This is a genomic window from Robiginitalea aestuariiviva (assembly GCF_029537735.1).
In the GTDB taxonomy this organism is placed as follows: Bacteria; Bacteroidota; Bacteroidia; order Flavobacteriales; family Flavobacteriaceae; genus Robiginitalea; species Robiginitalea aestuariiviva.
This window is the reverse complement of the sequence record NZ_JARPUQ010000002.1, coordinates 636,971-657,089: the sequence shown is the minus strand read 5'-3', so window position 1 is coordinate 657,089 and position 20,119 is coordinate 636,971. Positions and strand designations below refer to the sequence as shown.

The 20,119-nt window shown below is 55.8% G+C and carries 15 protein-coding genes; 6 read left to right on the top strand and 9 right to left on the bottom strand.

Features of this window, described 5'->3' with window-relative positions; all coding sequences use genetic code 11:
- Positions 1–1,842 carry a 30S ribosomal protein S1 gene (gene rpsA, locus OZ410_RS09760; RefSeq protein WP_277707774.1) on the bottom strand — a complete coding sequence of 614 codons (1,842 nt, stop codon included), beginning with the start codon at positions 1,840–1,842 and terminating at the stop codon, positions 1–3.
- Positions 1,843–2,106: 264 nt separating this feature from the next.
- Between rpsA and OZ410_RS09755 the strand changes: the two genes are divergently transcribed.
- Positions 2,107–2,487, top strand: coding sequence for a LysM peptidoglycan-binding domain-containing protein (locus OZ410_RS09755; protein WP_277707773.1), 381 nt, complete (start codon positions 2,107–2,109; stop codon positions 2,485–2,487).
- Positions 2,488–2,535: 48 nt separating this feature from the next.
- Here OZ410_RS09755 and cmk read toward each other — a convergent pair whose 3' ends face one another.
- Both cmk and lon read right to left on the bottom strand, forming a co-directional pair.
- Complete coding sequence (gene cmk / locus OZ410_RS09750; protein WP_277707772.1) at positions 2,536–3,228, bottom strand: (d)CMP kinase; 693 nt, start codon at positions 3,226–3,228, stop codon at positions 2,536–2,538.
- A 53-nt stretch (positions 3,229–3,281) separates the two neighbouring features.
- A complete protein-coding gene (gene lon, locus OZ410_RS09745) occupies positions 3,282–5,732 on the bottom strand; it encodes an endopeptidase La (RefSeq protein WP_277707771.1) in 2,451 nt (816 codons plus the stop codon).
- A 215-nt stretch (positions 5,733–5,947) separates the two neighbouring features.
- On the opposite strand from lon, the gene OZ410_RS09740 reads away from it, so the two are divergent.
- From OZ410_RS09740 to OZ410_RS09720, 5 genes are read left to right on the top strand one after another with little or no spacing between them, the layout of a single operon-like run.
- Positions 5,948–6,508, top strand: coding sequence for an RNA polymerase sigma factor (locus OZ410_RS09740; RefSeq protein WP_277707770.1), 561 nt, complete (start codon positions 5,948–5,950; stop codon positions 6,506–6,508).
- A complete protein-coding gene (locus OZ410_RS09735) occupies positions 6,505–7,059 on the top strand; it encodes a hypothetical protein (RefSeq protein ID WP_277707769.1) in 555 nt (184 codons plus the stop codon). The genes OZ410_RS09740 and OZ410_RS09735 overlap by 4 nt, the downstream gene beginning before the upstream one ends.
- Positions 7,031–8,131 carry a DUF4097 family beta strand repeat-containing protein gene (locus OZ410_RS09730; protein WP_338156653.1) on the top strand — a complete coding sequence of 367 codons (1,101 nt, stop codon included), beginning with the start codon at positions 7,031–7,033 and terminating at the stop codon, positions 8,129–8,131. The genes OZ410_RS09735 and OZ410_RS09730 overlap by 29 nt, the downstream gene beginning before the upstream one ends.
- Positions 8,132–8,134: 3 nt before the next feature.
- Positions 8,135–8,875 (top strand): head GIN domain-containing protein, encoded by a 741-nt coding sequence (locus OZ410_RS09725; RefSeq protein WP_277707768.1) that lies wholly within the window; start codon positions 8,135–8,137, stop codon positions 8,873–8,875.
- A gap of 25 nt (positions 8,876–8,900) precedes the next feature.
- Positions 8,901–9,632 carry a head GIN domain-containing protein gene (locus OZ410_RS09720; RefSeq protein WP_277707766.1) on the top strand — a complete coding sequence of 244 codons (732 nt, stop codon included), beginning with the start codon at positions 8,901–8,903 and terminating at the stop codon, positions 9,630–9,632.
- 56 nt (positions 9,633–9,688) lie between these two features.
- Here the strand turns inward: OZ410_RS09720 and OZ410_RS09715 are convergent, their stop codons facing one another.
- The 6 genes from OZ410_RS09715 to OZ410_RS09690 form a co-directional block, all read right to left on the bottom strand.
- Positions 9,689–11,011: an MFS transporter gene (locus tag OZ410_RS09715; RefSeq protein ID WP_277707765.1), complete on the bottom strand. Its 1,323-nt coding sequence runs from the start codon at positions 11,009–11,011 to the stop codon at positions 9,689–9,691.
- Positions 11,012–11,069: 58 nt separating this feature from the next.
- Positions 11,070–11,876, bottom strand: a complete 807-nt coding sequence (locus tag OZ410_RS09710) for a M48 family metallopeptidase (protein WP_277707764.1) — start codon at positions 11,874–11,876, stop codon at positions 11,070–11,072.
- 45 nt (positions 11,877–11,921) lie between these two features.
- On the bottom strand, positions 11,922–14,321 hold the full coding sequence (locus OZ410_RS09705) for a glycoside hydrolase family 31 protein (protein ID WP_277707763.1): 2,400 nt from the start codon (positions 14,319–14,321) through the stop codon (positions 11,922–11,924).
- Between the two features lie 99 nt (positions 14,322–14,420).
- Positions 14,421–16,313: a 1,4-alpha-glucan branching protein GlgB gene (gene glgB / locus OZ410_RS09700; protein WP_277707762.1), complete on the bottom strand. Its 1,893-nt coding sequence runs from the start codon at positions 16,311–16,313 to the stop codon at positions 14,421–14,423.
- 12 nt (positions 16,314–16,325) lie between these two features.
- Positions 16,326–17,975 (bottom strand): maltokinase N-terminal cap-like domain-containing protein, encoded by a 1,650-nt coding sequence (locus tag OZ410_RS09695; protein ID WP_277707761.1) that lies wholly within the window; start codon positions 17,973–17,975, stop codon positions 16,326–16,328.
- A gap of 6 nt (positions 17,976–17,981) precedes the next feature.
- Complete coding sequence (locus OZ410_RS09690) at positions 17,982–19,916, bottom strand: alpha-1,4-glucan--maltose-1-phosphate maltosyltransferase (protein WP_277707760.1); 1,935 nt, start codon at positions 19,914–19,916, stop codon at positions 17,982–17,984.
- Positions 19,917–20,119 lie beyond the last annotated feature (203 nt).

Sequence of the window (20,119 nt, the reverse complement as noted above, 5' to 3'; positions counted from 1 at the left end):
TTACTTTTTCTTCTTGTTAGCGGCTTCCATCTTGTCCTTCAGGGCCTGGAGCTGATCGTTGGCATCCCCCAGGGTGGGTTTGGATTCATCGGCCATGGAGGCGATCTTCTTCCGGGCAGCGCGTACGTTACGCTGCTCTTCTTCTTTGAAGATAGCCGTGTGGCTGGCTACCACCCGCTTGTAGTCCTTGTTGAACTCGATGATTTTGAATTCGGCCTCTTCCCCGCGAACGAGTTTCTTGCCGTCTTCTTTCTCCATATGTCGTCCGGGTACAAAGGCCGTGATATCATCGTTGAATTCGATGATAGCACCCTTGTCCACGATCTCGGAGATGGCAGCCTTGTGAACGGTGCCTTCGCCAAACTCCTCCTCGTATTTATCCCAGGGATTTTCCTGGGTCTGTTTGTGGCCCAGGCTCAGTTTGCGGCCGTCCACATCCAGTTCCAGTACTTCCACCTCAAGCTCGTCCCCAACGGTTACAAATTCGGAGGGGTGCTTGATCTTTTTGGTCCAGGACAGGTCGGAGATGTAGATCAGGCCGTCAATGCCCTCTTCCAGTTCTACGAACACACCAAAGTTGGTGAAGTTCCGGACAATTCCCTTGTGGCGGCTGCCCACAGGGTATTTTGTGGTGATATCGGTCCACGGATCCGGGGTGAGTTGCTTCAGCCCCAGGGACATTTTGCGGTCCTCGCGGTCCAGGGTCAGGACCACGGCTTCCAGCTCGTCTCCAACTTTCACAAAATCCTGGGCGCTGCGCAGGTGGGTAGACCAGGACATTTCGGAAACGTGGATCAGGCCTTCCACACCTTCTGCTACTTCCAGGAAGGCGCCGTAATCGGCAATAACCACTACTTTTCCTTTCACCTTGTCCCCAACTTTGATCTCATCGCCAAGGGCATCCCACGGATGCTTCTCAAGCTGCTTCAGACCCAGTTGGATACGGGATTTGTTGTCGTCGAAATCCAGGATTACCACGTTCAGCTTCTGGTCCAGGTCCACCACCTCGCTCGGGTGGTTGATACGGCTCCAGGACAGGTCGGTAATGTGGACCAGGCCATCTACGCCGCCCAGGTCGATAAAGACCCCGTAGGAGGTGATGTTCTTGACCACCCCTTCCAGTACCTGGCCTTTCTCCAGCTGGCTGATGATTTCCTTCTTTTGTTCTTCGATGTCCGCCTCGATCAGGGCTTTGTGGGAAACCACCACGTTCTTGAACTCCTGGTTGATCTTCACCACCTTGAATTCCATGGTCTTTCCTACGTACTGGTCGTAGTCGCGGATGGGCTTCACGTCAATTTGGGACCCGGGCAGGAAGGCCTCGATGCCAAAGACATCTACGATCATACCACCCTTGGTACGGCATTTTACGAAACCGGTAACCACTTCTTCCTTGTCGTATGCCGTGTTAACACGCTCCCAGGCTTTGATGGTACGGGCTTTGCGGTGGGAGAGTACCAGCTGGCCGTTCTTGTCCTCGCGGATGTCGATCAGCACTTCTACGGTATCCCCAACTTTCAGGTCCGGGTTGTAGCGGAATTCGTTCAGGGAAATTACCCCTTCGGATTTCGCATTGATATCGATGATCGCCTCGCGGTCGGTGATGTGGGTGATTTTCCCTTCCACCACTTCCTCATCGGCGGTATCTACAAAATTCTCCTCGACGAGTTTTTCGAATTCCTTCAGTTTCTCGTCGGCAACCCGCTCAATGCCTTCCTCGTATTTATCCCAATCGAAGTTTTCGAGGAATTCCTGCGGGTTTTCTTGTTTGGCGGGCGCTTGGGCCTGCGCTGTTGCAGCGGCGGTTTCTACCGTTTCTGCTGCCTTGTTTTCTTCAGCCATGTGCTGATGGTGTTTGTATTCCAAAGTACTTCAAGAGTTCGCAATTCCTTCGGAAGCGGTTTTTTTTTGATGTGTGTTTTTGGCCTCTTTCCTCTTGATTCCTAGCTAAAAAAGGTCTGCAAAAATACAACGATTCCCCGGTTTTACAAAGCTTTTCTGCCGCAGGGCGGCATTCTTATATAAAATTCTGCACACCCATGGGAAAAGACAGGGGGTTTTCGTACCTTGGATAGCCTAAATATTAACCATTAAATTCCTTTTAAAATGAGTGTTAAATCCAAATATCAGGCCGTTCTGGACCTGGGCGAAAAGCTCGGCGTACAAAACGGAGATGTTCGCGAAGAAGATGGGGTGCTGAAAATCAAGGGCATGACCAATACCCAGTACGAAAAGAACCTGCTCTGGGATAAGATCAAGGCCATTGGGGGCGAGAGCCCTTCGGATATCAAAGCGAATATCACCGTAGAAGACGATTCTGTATACCACCGCCACGTGGTACAGCGGGGGGAATCCCTTAGCAAGATCGCCAAACACTACTATGGCGACCCCATGAAATACAAGAAGATTTTTGAAGCGAACACCAATATCCTGTCCAACCCGGATTTGATCCACCCGGACCAGGTACTGGTGATCCCGAACCTTTGATGGTTTTAGAGTTGAGTAGTGCAAGGCGCCTGGTTCAGGCGCCTTTTTTTATTGGGCTTCGGCCACCCGCCGGGCATGGGCCAGGACCCGCTCGAACTGCTCCTTCAACCCCATGTCCGAATTGTCCAGTTCAATGGCGTCTTCGGCCTGCCGCAGGGGGGAGATTTCCCGGTGCGAATCCAGGTAATCCCGGTGGCGCACGTTTTTCAGCACGTCCTCATATTTCACCTGTTCCCCCCGGTCCAGCAACTCCTTATAGCGCCGGCTGGCCCGGATTTCCGGGCTGGCGGTCATAAAGAGTTTCAGTTCCGCATCGGGGAGGACCACCGTTCCGATATCGCGCCCGTCCATAACCACGCCCCCGTCCCGGCTCATGGCCCGTTGCACGGCCACCAGCTTTTCCCGGACAGGACCCAGGGTGGAGACTTCGCTCACCTGGCGGGAAACCTCCAGGGTCCGGATGTCCCCTTCTACATTCTCCCCGTTCAGGGTAACCTCGGACCGCCCGGACTGTGGATTCAACCGGAAGCCCACCTCGAGTTCCGGCAAACGGGCCAGCAGCCCGTCCGCATCCAGGCCCTGCGGCCCGATAAGCCCGTTGCGCAGGGCAAACAGCGTAACCGCCCGGTACATGGCGCCGCTGTCGATATACACATACTCCAGTTCACGGGCCAGCTGCCGGGCCAGGGTACTCTTTCCCGTAGAGGAGTATCCGTCTATGGCTATGGAAATATTTCGCATGCTCAAAAATAGGGATTCAAAAGAAACCGGCCCCCTCGGGGGCCGGCCTTTCCTTATAACTGCTTGGCGTTTTTTACGCGTTGTTTGGTGATGGCCAGGTCAATGACCTCCTTCATGTCTGAAACGTAGTGGAAAGTCAGCCCTTTCAGGTAGTCTTCCTTAATCTCGGCCACATCCCGGCGATTCTCCTCACAGAGGATCACCTCCTTGATCCGCGCCCGTTTGGCCGCCAGGATTTTTTCCTTGATGCCGCCCACCGGCAGTACCTTGCCCCTCAGGGTAATCTCCCCGGTCATGGCCAGGCTGCGTTTCACCTTGCGCTGGCTGAAAAGGCTCACCAGGGAGGTAAGCATGGCAATCCCGGCGCTGGGCCCGTCTTTAGGCGTAGCCCCTTCCGGCACGTGGATATGTACGTTGTACTTTTCGAATACCTCCGGCTTAATCCCAAACTGGTCGGCATTGGCCTTGATGTATTCCAGGGCAATGGTGGCCGATTCCTTCATGACCTTGCCCAGATTTCCGGTAATGTTCAGGCCGCCTTTACCCCGGGAGAGGATGGATTCGATAAAGAGGATATCGCCCCCCACGCTGGTCCAGGCCAGGCCGGTGACCACCCCGGCCACCTCGTTGTTTTCGTATTTGTCCCGTTCCATACGGGGCGGGCCCAGCACCGTCTCGATGTCTTCGTTGCTCACCTTTACCTGGTACTCGGTTTCCATAGCCAGGTTCTTGGCGGCGTAACGCACCATCTTGGCGATCTGTTTCTCCAGGCCCCGCACCCCGGATTCCCGGGTATAGCCTTCCACGATCTTCTCCAGTTGACGCTTGCCGATCTTCAGCTGGTCTTTGGTCATCCCGTGTTCCTGCAGTTGCTTGGGCAGGAGGTGGCGGCGGGCAATTTCCACCTTTTCCTCAATGGTGTAGCCCGTTACGTTGATGATCTCCATCCGGTCCCGCAGGGCAGGCTGAATGGTGGAAAGGTTGTTGGCCGTGGCGATAAACATAACCTTGGAGAGGTCGTACCCGATTTCCAGGAAATTATCGTGGAAATCGCCGTTCTGTTCGGGGTCCAGTACTTCCAGCATGGCCGAAGACGGATCGCCCTGGTAACTGCTGGAGAGTTTGTCGATCTCGTCCAGGATAAAAACCGGATTGGACGTACCCGCCTTTTTGAGGTTCTGGATGATGCGGCCGGGCATGGCCCCAATATAGGTTTTTCGGTGCCCGCGGATCTCGGCCTCGTCCCGTAACCCACCCAAAGACATTCGCGCGTATTCCCGGCCCAGGGCTTCGGCCACGGACTTTCCAAGGGAGGTCTTCCCTACCCCGGGGGGGCCATAGAGGCATAGGATGGGGGATTTCATGTCGTTGCGCAGTTTCAGCACGGCCAGGTATTCGATAATACGCCGTTTGACGTCTTCCAGGCCGTAGTGGTCGCGGTCCAGGATGCGCTGGGCCCGTTTCAGGTCAAAGCGATCTTCGGAATATTCGCCCCAGGGCAGGTCCAGCAACAGGTCCAGGTAATTGCGTTGTATGGAATACTCCGCCACCTGCGGGTTCATCCGGTGCATCTTGGCCAGCTCTTTCTCGAAGTGGTCCGCCACCTGCTCGCTCCATTGCTTTTTGCGGGCGCGCTGCTCCAGCTCTTCGAGTTCCTCATCGTAGGAAAGGCCGCCCAGTTCTTCCTGTATGGTTTTCATCTGCTGGTGCAGGAAATACTCCCGCTGCTGCTGGTCCATATCGCTGCGGACCTTGGATTGCAGTTCATTGCGCAGTTCCAGCTTCTGGAGTTCGGTGTTCAGGTGTTTCAGCACAGCCATGGCGCGCTGCTTCAGGTCCCCGATTTCCAGCAGGGCCTGCTTGTCTTCCACCTCCAGGTTCAGGTTGGAGGAAACGAAGTTTACCAAAAAGGAATCGCTCTGGATATTGTTGATGGCAAAGGCCGCCTCGCTGGGAATGTTGGGGTTGTCCTTAATGATTTGCAGGGCCAGTTCCTTCAGGGATTCCATAATGGCCGCAAACTCCACATCCCCCTCTTTCGGGCGGACTTCCCGGGCTTCCAGCACGGTAGCGGTGAGGTAAGGCTTATCGGTGAGCATCTCCCCGATTTTAAAGCGCTTTTTCCCCTGGATGATCACGGTGGTATTCCCATCGGGCATCTGCAATACCCGCAGGATGCGGGCCACGGTACCCTGGGCGTGAATGTCCTTCACCCCAGGGTTTTCTACGGATTCGTCTTTCTGGGCCACCACCCCGATCACCTTGGAGCCGTTGTTGGCGTCGCGGATCAGGTGGATGGACGTATCCCGCCCGGCGGTTATGGGGATGACCACTCCGGGGAAGAGGACCGTATTGCGCAGGGGAAGGATGGGCAGCACTTCGGGGAGTTCCTCGTTGTGCATCTCCATCTCGTCTTCCGGGGTTAGCAGCGGAATCAGTTCAGATTCCTGGTCCAGGTCCTGGAGCGACAGTTTGTCAAGAGATATGAATTTTGATGTTGCCATAAAGGTTTTTTCGGTCATTCTGTCACCTGCGGACAGCATAATTGCACACTACATGGGAAAGGCGAATGTTTATCTTTTTGTTTTTCAGCATCTTAACACCTATTGTTCCTTTCCTCGTCCCTTGGTATCGACAATTGTTGTGCCAAGCCAAAACTTTTGCCCCCTAAACTGTAACAAAGCGTAACTTGGGTCATCTCTAAGACAAATACAACTTTTTGAGCCACCCGATCGAGCATACTGATGTTCTGTTACAAGCCTGTCTGGAAGGGGATTCCAGGGCTCAGATGAAGGTTTACGACCGCTATTACAGCGCCATGTTCAACACGGCCGTGCGGATCGTAAAGGACGCTGCAACGGCCGAAGATATCATGCAGGAGTCTTTTCTGAGCGCTTTCACCAAACTGGACACGTTTAAAGGCGAGGTAACCTTTGGGGCCTGGCTGAAACGCATTGTGATCAACAACAGTATCTACCACTACCGCAAGCAACAGAAAAACCGGGAAGTGGGACTGGAAAGTGTATTGTACAAGGTCGAAGATAATGACGTGGCCGAGGCTGCCGACGGGAGTACGGCACGAATGGCTCAAAAAGTACTGGAAACCATGAAGCAGCTGAAAGACAACTACCGAATTTCTTTGACCTTACACTTAATTGAAGGGTATGATTACCACGAAATCAGCGAGATTATGGAAATCAGTTACGCCAATTGCCGGACCACCATCTCCCGGGCCAAGGAAAGCCTGCGGAATAAATTAACCCAAGCCCCCAGCATATGAACCCGAACGAACCCCTGGAAACGCTTTTTGAAAACCTGCAGGGCGCCTTTGACCAGGCCCAACCCCCGGCAGGACACCGGGAACGCTTCCGCCAGCGCCTTAACACCGACGGCGGGGCGGGCTCTGCGGGCCGAAGCTGGTGGAAACCCCTCTCGATAGCGGCCACCGTGGCCTTGCTATTGGGCGTCGGGCTTACCTTCCTGCGACCGGTGGAAAGCCTGGAAGCCCAGGTAGCCGAAATCTCGCCGGAAGCCTCCCGGACCTCCTTCTATTTTGCCAACCTGATTCAGCAGGAAGTGCAGGAACTGGAGCAGCTGAGCGGGCCGGAAACCGAACCCCTGATCCAGGATACCCTGCAGCAATTGGAGGAGCTGGAGACGGATTACCGCCAACTGGAAGAAGATCTGGTGGCCGGAGGGAACAGTAAAATGATCCTCAGGGCCATGGTGACCAATTTCCAGACGCGCATTGACCTGCTGCAGGACGTTATGGCGCAAATTGAACAGATTCAAACTTTAAAAAATGAAACCCATGCTACGCATACCCTTTAAAATGATCCCCCTTTGCCTGGCCCTGTTGGCCGGGCTGGGCACCGCGGTGGCAAACGACCCCGGCTTTCGCGGCCGCCATACCAAGGAAAAAACCATCCGCAAGGAATTTAATGTTAACCCGGATGCCCTGCTGAAGATCCAAAACAGCTACGGCAACCTGGTATTGAATTCCTGGAACGAGAACCGGGTGGTGATTGAAGTACACATCACCACCAACGGCAACAACGAGGAAAAAGTCCAGCAAAAGCTGGATGAAATTACCGTGGAATTCGAAGCGGACGCCGCTATGGTTTCTGCCCGCACCCATGTGGCCCGGGAACGCTCCTGGGGCTGGTGGGGCAACAACAACAATGTGAACATGCAGATCAACTACACCGTGAACCTCCCGGTGAAGCATTCCGTCCACCTGAGCAACGACTACGGCAACATTACCCTGGACCGCATAGACGGGCACGCCAAAATCAGTTGCGACTACGGACGGCTGGACCTGGGAGAGCTGCATGGCCGCAACAACGAACTGAGCTTCGACTATACCAGTAAATCCAATATCGGGTACATGCGCTCCGGCCGTATTTCAGCGGATTATTCCGAATACACCATCGAAAAAGCGGGAGACCTGACCCTGAATACGGATTATACCAAGTCCCGCGTCCTGGAAATGGGGAACCTTATCTATTCCGGGGATTATGGACATATTGAAGTGGACGAGGCCGGAAATGTACAGGGCACCGGAGACTATATGGACATCCGCCTGGGGACCCTCCACGGGGACGTGGACCTTACTGCAGATTACGGTTCCATCCATATTGACCGCATGGCCGCCGATGCCGGAAACGTCAATATAAGAACGGACTACACCGGCATCCGGGTGGGCTACGACCCTGCCTATGCCTTCGATTTCGAGATCACCTCGGAATACGCCGGCGTGAAAGGCCTGGAAGACTTAACCGTACAGGTGAGCAAGGAGCGCAACAGTTCCCGCTACTATTCCGGGTATCACGGGGCAGCCGGCAGCGGCCACTCCGTACGCATCACCGGCGATTACGGCAACATTACCTTTAACCGCAACTAAACCATGAAAACCATGAATATCCGAATGGTATTGCTGCTCCTGGCCGTCATGGCCGGCTCCGGCCTGCAGGCCCAATGGGGCAAGCGCGTCCGGGGGAACGGGCAGATGACCACTGAAACCCGGGAGGTGGGTTCCTATGACGAAGTACACGTCTCCCACATCTTTACCGTTTACCTGGTACCCGGGAACGAAGGCACCCTGACGGTTACCGGGGAAGAAAACCTGATGGAATATATCGAAACCCGCGTAAGCGGCGGCCGGCTGGACATCAAGGTTCGCAAGGGCTACCAGCTGGAAACCTCCCGGGGGAATAAAAACGGCATCCGCGTGGAAGTCCCGGTACGGGACCTGAGCGCCGCCCATGCCAGCGGGGCCTCGGACCTCATTGGCCAGTTGCCCCTGCAGGCAGACCATTTCCGGGCCGGCACCTCCGGAGCCGCCGAAGCCCAGCTCGACATACAGGCCGGCCACCTGGAAATAGACATTTCGGGGGCGTCTACCCTGAAACTCTCCGGCCGGGCCGGCACCCTTGAGATTGAAGGTTCCGGGGCTGCGGACCTGCGCGCCTACGACCTGCAGGCCCGGGAGGCAGAGGCGGATCTGTCCGGCGCATCCGATGTGCAGATCACGGCTTCCGAGCGCCTGAAAGCCCGGGTATCCGGGGCTGCAGACCTGAGGTACAAAGGCAACCCGGAACAAGTAGACTCCAAGGCCTCAGGGGCCGGGAGCGTCAAAAAATCATAACCCTTAACATCAAAAAATCGAACGCATGAAAACAAAATGGATCCCGATTCTGGCCCTGGTGCTGGCATCCTGCAACCTGAACGCCCAATGGGGCAAAAGCATCAAAGGCGACGGCAACGTGGTCACCATAGACCGCAACGTGGGGGACTATGACGCCATTGCCCTCTCCGGCTGGTTCGACCTGGAACTGGTGAGCGGGCGCGAAGGGCGTATTACCCTGAAGGGGGAATCCAACCTGCTGGAACATATTAAAACCGAAGTCAAGGACGGGAAACTGGTCATCAAAACCGAAAAGGGCAAGCGCCTGGAGCCTTCCTCCTGGCGGTCTGGCGGAATTACTATTACCGTTCCCGTAGAAGAGGTGGAGGCCGTAAGCCTTTCCGGCTCCGGCGATGTGGTCGGGAAAACCGTACTCAAAGCCCCGCGCTTTAAGGCGGCCATGTCCGGCAGTGGGGATATGACCCTGGAAGTGGAAGCCGAACAGGTGGAAGCCACCCTCTCCGGCTCCGGGGATATTGAACTGGGCGGGCAAGCGGGCGCCCTGGAGGTGCGCATTTCCGGTTCCGGCGATGTGAATGCCTACGACATGGACGCCGCCCGCGTAGAGGCCTACGTTTCCGGGTCTGCGGACATCTATGTCACCGCCCGGGAATCCCTGATGGCACGGGTCTCCGGCTCCGGGGACATCCACTATCGGGGGAACCCCGAAAAGGTCGATTCCAAAACCTCCGGTTCCGGCGACATCACCAAAGGCTAAGCCCTTACATCAAAAAACAAGCAGTCATAGCCCCGGGCCGCACAGCGGTACCGGGGTTATTTTTGTTCGCGTACGCGGAGGAGCAGAAAAATCCCGAGGAGGAAGAAAACCCCGAGCATAAGGGCCGCAGGGCGCATGCTGTTATTCCATTGGGAAACCAGGGCAAAGATGGACATCCCGATCACAATACCGATTTTTTCGGCCACATCGTAAAAGGAGAAAAACGAAGTGGTGTCCTGGGTTTCGGGCAGCATCTTGGAATAGGTGGACCGGGACAGGGCCTGTATCCCCCCCATGACCATCCCCACGCAGGCGGCGGCCACATAGAATTCCACAGGCTGGCGCACAAAGAAGGCGTAGATGCAGATCAGCACCCACAAAAAGTTGATGACCACCAGGGTGCGGATGTTACCATAGGCCCGCGAGGCTTTGGCCGTGAGGGTGGCGCCCAGGACAGCCACCAACTGGATAATCAGGATGCTGCCTATAAGCCCCAGGGTGCGTTCGTCGTCTGAGCCCCAGGCAATCTCGGATTCCCCAAAGTAGGCGGCAATGAGCATCACGGTCTGTACGGCCATGCTGTACACGAAAAAGGCCCCCAGGTAGCGCTTGAGCGCCCGGGTATGCTTAAGTTGTTGCCAGACCGAGCGCAGCTCGCGAAACCCGTTAAAGATGATATGGGAGCGTGCACCCTCCCGCCGGTTCCCCTTGGGGAGGTAATAAAAGGAATACTGGCTGAAGGCGATCCACCAGATGCCCACGCTTACAAAGGAGTACTTCATGGCCAGGATGGCGGCGGGCTGCTCCGGGTGGTCCGCAATCCCGAAAAGCCCGGGATTCAATACCATGCTCAGGTTCAGCAACAGCAGGATCACACTGCCGATATAGCCCAGGGAGAAGCCGCGGGCGCTTACCCGGTCCTGTTGTTCAGGGAAGGCGATATCCGGGAGGTAGGAGTTGTTCATGGCATAGCTTACCCAAAACCCGATGACCCCCAGAAAGTAGAAAAACAGACCCCACAGGAGGTTATCCAAAGTAAACCAGTACAGGCCCATACACGCCACCCCGCCCAGGTAACAAAAGAATTTCATAAAGACCTTCTTATTTCCCAGGTAGTCTGCAATACCGGAAAGCAGCGGGGTGATGATGGCAATTACCACAAAGGCCGCTGCCGTGACATAACTGATTAGGGGGGTACGGGCAATACTCCCTCCCAGAAAGGCGACCTCCTCCACCCCTTCCAGACGGAAGAGGGCACCCAGATACAAGGGAAAGATGGCAGAGACCACCGTTAGGCTGTATACCGAGTTGGCCCAGTCGTAAAAAGCCCAGGCATGCAATAGCCGTTTACTCCCCTTCAGGGCCAGCGCTTTTGCCATAAAAAAACCATTCGATGTGAATGGTTTCAATATACGATAATTCGAAGAACCCCGACCCTTACTCGAAGGTGGTCACCCCGAACTTACGGGCCTCTTCTTTGGCCGCAGGGGCCCAGGCCGTGAGGTTGGCAATCCGGGTGTCGTTGGAGGGGTGGGTGCTCAGGAACTCCGGCGGGGCCTGGCCGCCCTGGGCCTTCATCCGCTTCCAGAGTTCGGCCGCTTCGTCCGGGTTGTACCCGGCAATGGCCATGATCTGCAGGCCAATGCGGTCTGCCTCGGTTTCGTGACTGCGGCTAAAGGGCAGCATCCCGCCCAGGGTAGTCCCCAGCCCGTAGGCCTGCAGGAAGGCATTGCGTTTCTCCGGGTCGTTTACGGCCACGCCAACGCCCACCGCGCCAATTTGCTGCAGGGTACCTGCGCTCATGCGCTGGGCCCCGTGGTCTGCCAGGGCGTGGGCTACTTCATGCCCCATGACTACCGCCATTCCGGTCTCGTTCTGGCAGATGGGCATGATTCCGGAATAGAAGACAATTTTCCCGCCGGGCATGCACCAGGCATTTACCGTAGAATCCTTAACCAGGTTATAATCCCACTGGTATTCTTTCAGGTAGCCGGGGTAGCCGTTGGCGTCAAGCCACCGCTCCGCGGCAGCCGCAATACGCCGTCCCACCCGTGCCACTTTACGGGCTTCCTCGGTGTCTTCCAACACGGTATTTTCCTCCAGGAACTGGTCGTACTGGGCAAAGGCCATGGGGAAGATCTGGCTGTTGCCGTAAAAATTCAGGGTCTTTTTCCCGGTAAAGGGGTTTGTTTTACATGCGGCCAGCGCCAGGCATAGCAGCAGCAGGGGCATCACGTTTTTCATGAGAGCCAATTTATAGGGTTAGTGTATACGGAATGTACGAAAAAATCAGCTTCCGAAGATGTGCAGTTCCCCGAAGTTCTTGTCGACCACAATGGTGTTGTCCCCGTTGGGACGCACGGATTTCAGGTCTACCTTTTGGTTGTCCACCTCTACGCTTTTGATCCGGAAGGGCAGGCCGATCAGGTTCACCTTCATATCCTTGTACGGGGTAATATAAGACCCGTCCTTATACTGCTGGATGATGATTTCCTTTTCGCGTCCGCTTACCCGGAAATTCCGCAGGCTGTAGCCGCCTTTTTTGTAATCGTACCCGTCCTGGGCATCCTCGTACAAGGTGGATTGCTCCACGCCCAGCTTGTAGTAGACATTCAGCCGGAGCTGCTCTATGGTCTTTTCGCCCACGTACTGCTGCACGGGGTACAGGGGGATAATGGCCCCCTCCTTAATGAAGATCGGGATCTTGTCGATATCGGCCGCCACCCATTTTTCAGAGCCGCCTTCCAGGACTTCCCCGGTCCAGTAGTTATGCCATTTACCCCGGGGCAGGTACATCCGCCGGCCTTTGGCATTGGGTTCCTGTACGGGGCACACCAGGATATGCTCCCCGAAGATGAACTCGTCTGTGCGGAAATGGGTCTGGGCATCTTCCTGGTCAAAATAGACCAGGGGTTTCAGCATGGGCACGCCTTCCTTCACATACTTCCAGAACATGGTATAGATATAAGGGAGCAACTGGTAGCGCAGCTCCACAAACTTCCGTACAATGTTGGTGACTTCCTCATCGAAGGACCAGGGTTCCTGGTCGCCGTGGTCGCCGCTGGAGTGTACGCGGCAGAAGGGGTGGAAAATCCCCAGCTGCACCCACCGGGCAAAGAGTTCCCCGTTGGGTTGTTCGGCAAACCCGCCAATGTCGGTCCCCACAAAGGAATAGCCGCTCATGCACATGCGCTGAACCTGTACATTGGCAATCCAGAGGTGTTCCCAGGTAGCCACATTGTCTCCTGTCCAGGTACAGGCATAGCGCTGGGTGCCTGCGTAGGCTGCCCGGGTAATCACAAAGGGGCGCTTGGGGAAAACGTACTTCTTCACCCCTTCGTAGGTGGCCCGCACCATCTGCATCCCGTACACATTGTGCGCCTTGCGGTGGCTGCAGGGGTGGCCGTCGTAGTCGTGGCGGGTATCCAGGGGCGCCGTTTTGGTGGGCACCTCCATGATGGCCGGCTCGTTCATATCGTTCCAGACCGCGTGCAGGCCGGATTCCTTGATAAAATCACCGTACAGCCCGGCCCACCACTCCCGGACTTCGGGGTTGGTAAAATCCGGGAAGCCACAGGGCCCCGGCCATACCTTCCCGGTCATCAGGGGGCCGTCCGCCCGCTTGCAGAAATAATCGTTTTCCTGGGCCTCCTGGTACACCCAGTAATCCCGGTCAATCTTGATCCCGGGGTCGATCATGACCACGGTTTTAAAGCCCTGAGCCTCCAGTTCCCGGATCATCCGCTTGGGGTCGGGGAAGTGTTTCTTGTCCCAGGTAAAGCAGCGGAAACCGTCCATATAATCGATGTCCAGGTAAATGGCATCGCAGGGGATCTGCAGCTTCCGGAAGGTGTTGGTGATCTGCTTCACCCGTTTTTCGGGGTAGTAGCTCCATTTGGACTGGTGATATCCCAGCGCCCACAGGGGTGGCAGTTCCGGGGTACCGGTAAGGTCCGTATAGGCCTGCACCACCTTGGAGATGGCCGGGCCGTAAAAGAAATAATAGTTCATTTCGCCCCCGTCCGCCCAGAAACTGGTGATGTTCCGGCGTTCGTGGGAAAAGTCGAAATGGGTACAGAAGGAGTTGTCGAAAAAGATGCCGTAGGCGGTGTTATTATGCAGCCCGATGTAGAACGGGATGGCCTTGTACAGGGGCTCCTGCTCCTTGCTGAAGGCGTACTGGTCCGTAACCCAGTTATTTACCCGCCGGCCTTTGAGGTTGGAATGAGTGGCCTTGTCGCCCATCCCGTAAAAGCTTTCGGAAGGCTGGGTTACCTTGCTCATTTTGACCGTATTCCCCCCGTAGGCGTAATTTTCCTCCCAGTGGAAACCCAATTCGTCCTCGTTGATCACGTTCCCATCCAGGTCGGAGATGGAAATCCTCAAACTGCTCTTTTCCACCTCCACGCGCAGCTTGCTGGTGAAGATCAGGTAGGCCGTCTCGGTCTCCTCCTGCTTCAGGTCATTATAGCCGCGGCTGGCGTCCGGGGCAATGGCATAGGAAAAATCCGGTTCAAAGATGCGGTCGGTGGCGTATCGGAAGCGCAAGACGCTGTTGCGCAATACGGTAATCTGCAGCAGAACCCCGTTTTCGCTGGTAAAGTAGAAGTTGCCCGAATCCTCCCGGAAGCTTTCAACCTGCTTCGGATAGAGGTTCCCCTTATACTCGAGTTCGGTATTGGTGATCATAGTGGGTCGGTATAGAAACCAACAAAAAAACGACATTCGCCCGGGATAATGAAGCCCTGGGCCTGACAATTATGAACTATAACGTTTGCGGCTACATAATTATCGGAAAACCACTACGGAAAGGGGCGGCAGGTTCACACAAATGGAACGGTCATACCCGTGCCAGGGCGTTTTTTCGATGGCCGCCTTGGTGTTGACCATCCCGCTTCCCCCATACATTTCGGCGTCGCTGTTAAAAACCTCCTTCAGCTGCCGCGTCTTGGGCACCCCAATGCGGTACCCTTCGCGGGGTACGGGCGTAAAGTTGCAGGCAATCACCAGGTCGTCTTTGGAGGCTTTCCCCTTGCGCAGGTAGGTTAGCACGGAATTTTCGGCATCCCCGTAGTCGATCCACTGGAAGCCCTCGGGGCTGTATTGCTTCTCATACAGGGCCGGCTGGGCGCGGTACAGGGCGTTCAGGTCCCGTACCACGGCCTGCACCCCTTTGTGGAAATCGTATTGGAGGAGGTGCCAGTCCAGGCTCTGCTGGAAGTTCCATTCGGATGACTGCCCGAATTCCCCGCCCATAAACAGCAGGTTGCTGCCCGGGTGGGTGAACATATAGCCAAAGAGCAGCCGCAGGTTGGCAAAGCGCTGCCACTCGTCCCCCGGCATGCGGTACAGCAGGGACTGTTTCCCGTAAACCACCTCGTCGTGGGAAAAGGGCAGCATAAAGTTCTCCGTAAAGGCATAGGTCATGCTAAAGGTGATGTCGTTCTGGTGGTGGCGGCGGTATACCGGCTCCTTCTTGAAATACTCCAGGGTGTCGTGCATCCAGCCCATCATCCACTTCATCCCGAAGCCCAGGCCACCCATGCTAACGGGTTTGGTCACCATGGAGAAGGCCGTGGATTCCTCGGCAATGGTCTGTACCCCCGGGAAATTGCCGTAGACTTCAGTATTGAGTTCCCGGATAAATGAAATCGCCTCCAGGTGTTCATTGTTGCCATAAATATTGGGCTCCCACTCCCCTTCTTCCCGGGAGTAATCCAGGTAGAGCATGGAGGCTACTGCGTCCACGCGAAGGCCATCCGCATGGTATTGGTCCAGCCAGAACAGGGCATTGCTGATCAGAAAGGAGCGCACCTCGTTGCGGCCGTAATTGAAGATGAGGCTTTTCCAGTCCGGGTGGTAGCCCCGGCGGCGGTCCGGGTGTTCGTACAGGTGGGACCCGTCAAAGTACCCAAGGCCATGGGCATCCTCCGGGAAGTGCGAAGGCACCCAGTCCAGGATTACCCCAATACCGGCCCGGTGCAGGGCGTCCACCAGGAACTTAAAGTCCTCGGGGGACCCAAAGCGGCTGGTAGGCGCAAAGTACCCGGTAAGCTGATAGCCCCAGGAGGGATCGTACGGGTATTCCATAATGGGCATAAATTCCACATGGGTAAAATTCATATCCTTCACATATTCCACCAGGTCTTTGGCCAGTTCCCTGTAGGTCATGAAGTCACCGTCCTTGCGTTTCCAGGACCCCAGGTGCACCTCATAGACGGAATAGGGCGCTTCCAGGGCGTTGTGGGCAGCGCGCTTTTCCATCCATCCTTCATCCTTCCAGGCGTACTGGTCTTCCCAGACCACTGAAGCGGTCTTGGGCGGGTGTTCGCAGGCACGGGCGTAAGGGTCTGCCTTTTCGGTTTTGATGTCGTTGTGGTGGGAATGGATCTTGTACTTGTACAGGGTGCCCTTTTTTAGCCCAGGGATAAAGCCCTCCCAGATCCCGCTGGCATCCCAGCGTACGTTCAGGGGGTGTTCCCCCTCCAGCCAGTAATTGAAATCGCCCACCACGGAAACCGCCTTGGCCGATGGCGCCCACACGGCAAAATACACGCCCTTTTCCCCATCCACCTCCATGAGGCGGGAGCCTAATTTCTCATAGAGCCGGAAATGCTTGCCGGCTTTGAAGAGTTCAATGTCGAAATCGGAGAATATGCTGTGGGGGATTACTTTTCCCATGTTTTTTCAGGTTTAGTCGTTGATGATGCTTCGGATCCCTTCCAGGGGGATCACCGCCCAGTCCGGGCGGGAATTCATTTCGTATCCAAGTTCGTATACCGCCTTTTCCAGCATGCAGTATTTCAGCAGGAATATACGCTCTGCGCTGTACCCGATGTCCACATTGTGGTCCTGGATCAGTTGCACGTAGGTCTCCAGAAAGACCCCGATAAAATAGCGGTAGAGCAACTCCCCGGCACGGAACAACTCCTGCTGCTCGAAGGGGAATTTGCCTTCATTATTGAAGATAGTGGCGTACACCGCGTAGTGGAAGGAGCGGAAGATCCCCGCAATGTCCTTCAGCGGGGGTTGTTTCACCTTCCTGTCGCGGATGGTACTTTCGGGTTCCCCTTCAAAATCCAGGAGGAAGAAATCCTCGCCCTGCACCAGTACCTGCCCCAGGTGGTAATCGCCGTGCACGCGCAGGCGTTCCCCTTTCAGCCGGGTCCAGTCGAATTTCATAAAGCGCTTGCGGATCTCATTCTTGCGCTCCAGGAATTCTTTAGCCAGGGCCAGGGAATTGCCTTCCAGGCGCTCCAGGTTGTTTTCCACCGTATTCAGGCGGTTCTGGAACTGGTAGAGCAGGCGGTTCTTCAGCCAGACCTCATAATCTCCGTTAAAGTGTTCCGGGGTAAAGGCCGTGTCTTCAAATTCGGACCCCAGGGCAATATGCATTTCCGCGGTGCGCTGGGCCAGTTTCTGGAGTTTCAGGAAGATTTTCAACCCCGCCCAGTCTATAATTTCAGGGGGCACGTCCCGGATTTTAAGCCGGGTAAACAGCTCCGTTTCGGGCAGGCGGGCAATCTGTATGCCCTTGTACTCCAGGTTGGAAAAAATCTTATTCAGCTCCTTGAGCATATAGTCCCAGGCATCTCCCTGGTTGGCGATCAGTTCCTGCATCAGGGCAATGGTAATGTTGGCGTTATCCGTATCGATGATGCTCAGGCTCCCCTGGTAGGCCGGGGTGTTCCGGTATTCCTTGCGTTCGGAAAGGAAACGGCTCATCTCGTAATCCGGGTTCTTGTCTGCATAGATGCGGCGGAAGAACTTGATCACGGATTTCCCATTGATGATGATGGAGGTATTGCTCTGCTCCAGGCCCATCAGGCGCGAGGATGCATAGGCCTCAGGTTCAAAGGTCACGCTCTTGTGGTAGCGCACCCGGGTAGTGTCGTTGGGCTCTGCCGTGATGATGCGCTCGTACACCAGCCTGCGGAAGGATTCCAGGTTAACCGCGTCGATAATAAAGCCCTCCTCCCCACCAACCACCACGGGCAGGATGCGGTCCTTTTTGGCAAAGTCCGGGTCGGAGACAAAGGCGATGGGCAGAAAGTAATGCTGGTAAAAGGCTTCTTCAAAATTTACCTCCAGCAACAGGCCGTAATAGACCTCCGCCCCTTGCTGTATGCGGAAATACTCCTGCAGTTCAATGTATTTCAGGGTACTGGATTTACCGCCGTACCAGCGCTGCTGCTGTACATAGCGCTCCAGTACGTCCGACAGGAAAACCGAGACAAATTCCGGGTGGTCCATCAGGCCCTCCCAGGGCACGTCAAAGCGGTAGGCGGTTTCCGGTTGGGCTTCCTGTGTTTTTGCGGGGGTTGAAGGGGTCTTTTTGGCCATGGGATACTATCGTCTGATCTGAAAAATATGAAACGGCAGGTTGGGATGCAACTCCACAAAGTTCCATTCGGCTTCCCAGCGGTAGCTGGCCTGGGTCATCAGGTCGTAGACCTCCAGCCCGCGGTGGGGCTCGCCCATGGCTTCCCAGGGCAATCGCACCATGCCCTGTTGGGTAGTATTGGGATCCAGGCTAATCACCACCAGCAGCTCGTTGGTACGCCCGCTATCCCATTTGTAAAAGGCCAGCATCTCCGGGTTTTCCAGCCCGCAGAAATGCAGGTTGTTGGTCTGTTGCAGGGCCGGGTGCTTCCGGCGGATGGTGTTGATGCGGGTGATCACGTGGGTCAGTTTGTTCTGGTGCTCCCAGTCCCAATGCCGGATTTCGTACTTCTCGGAGTCCCGGTATTCCTCTTTCCCGGGCATGGGGTCGGTAACCATATACTCGAAGACCGGTCCGTAGATGCCGATGTTCCCGGAAAGGGTGGCCGCCAGGGCATACCGGATCATATGCATGGCCTCGCCCGTACCCTGCAGGTGGAAGGGATTGATGTCCGGCGTATTGGGCCAGAAATTGGGACGGTAGTACTCCCGCATTTCGGATTGGGTGAGTTCTACCATATAGTCGATAATCTCCTGTTTGTGGACCCTCCAGGTAAAATAGGTGTAGGACTGGGAAAAGCCCTGCTTGCCCAGCTGCTGCATCACCCGGGGGCGGGAGAACGCTTCGGCCAGGAAGAGTACGTCCGGGTGCTTCTTCTTCACCTCGGCAATGAGCCAGTGCCAGAAATAGTAGGGCTTGGTATGGGGGTTGTCTACCCGGAAGATCTGCACCCCGCAGTCCACCCATTGCAGGGTAACCCCCAGCAACTCCTTCCACAGGGCGGTATAGGCTTCGGATTCCCAGTGGAAATTAACGATGTCCTGGTATTTCTTGGGCGGGTTTTCGGCATATTGCATGGTCCCGTCCGGGCGGCGGCGAAACCATTCCGGATGATCCTGTATATAGGGATGGTCCGGTGCTGCCTGGAAAGCCAGGTCCATGGCCACCTCTATCCCCAGGTCATGTGCCCTGGCCACCAGCCGGCGAAAATCCTTTTCCGTTCCCAGCTCGGGATGGATGTGGCGGTGCCCCCCATGACGGGAGCCAATGGCCCAGGGCACCCCGCTGTCGCCCTCCTGTGCATTCGTGGTATTGTTCTTGCCCTTGCGGTTCACCTCTCCTATAGGATGGATGGGTGGGAAATACAGCACGTCGAAGCCCATTTCGGCTACCCGTGGCAGCAGGCGTTCGCAATCCGCGAAGGTGCCGTGGGTTCCCGGGGTCTGTGCCGCCGACCGGGGAAAGAATTCATACCAGGTGCTGAATCCGGCCCGGGGGCGGTCGGCATACACCTGTAATTCCTTACTGGTGTTGGCCAGCCTGCGCTCCGGGTATTCCACAAACCACCCGTGCAGGCGCTCGGAAACGGCTGCTTCCGTAGCTTCCAGGTACCGGCTGGGGTCTGCAAAAGCCTTAATCAGGTCCTGCAGGTAAGCCTGCCCGCTTTTATCCACCTCTTTCAGGAGGAATTCCAGGTAGCGTATCCCATCCAGCAATTCGCTGGTTACGTGCTGTCCGTCTGCAATCTTGGCCTCGATGCCGTGCTGCCAGTTCAGAGCATAGTCTACCCAGCCCCTCACCTTGTATTGATAGAAACCCTGCTTTTCCACGTGGAAAGCCGCTTCCCAGCGGTCGTTTTCCAGGGGTTCCATCCGCACGGTTTTCCAGGTCCGTGCGCCCTGATGCTTGTAGAGCACCTCGGCCTGCATAACGTCGTGGCCGTCGGGAAGGATGTCCGCAGTAACCCGGACTTCCTCTCCTACAATGCGTTTAATAAAGAATTTTCCGCAGTCCAGCTGGGGGCGTATGGCATCGATGACCACACGTTCTTGTGGTAGCATAGGGTATAGAGTTGATAGCGCCCTAAATGTAGCCATTATTCCACATTTCAGCCAATGAGACGTCCGAAATATCCGCTGCCCAAACGGGCACTGGGGCTGTAACGTTGTGAATATTTGTACCAAAAAACCTTCGGGCAGCCACGGCCCTAAAAGCCTCCTGGAAGCGGCCAAATCTTTTGCTCTCAGGATGTTTTAAGGCTACA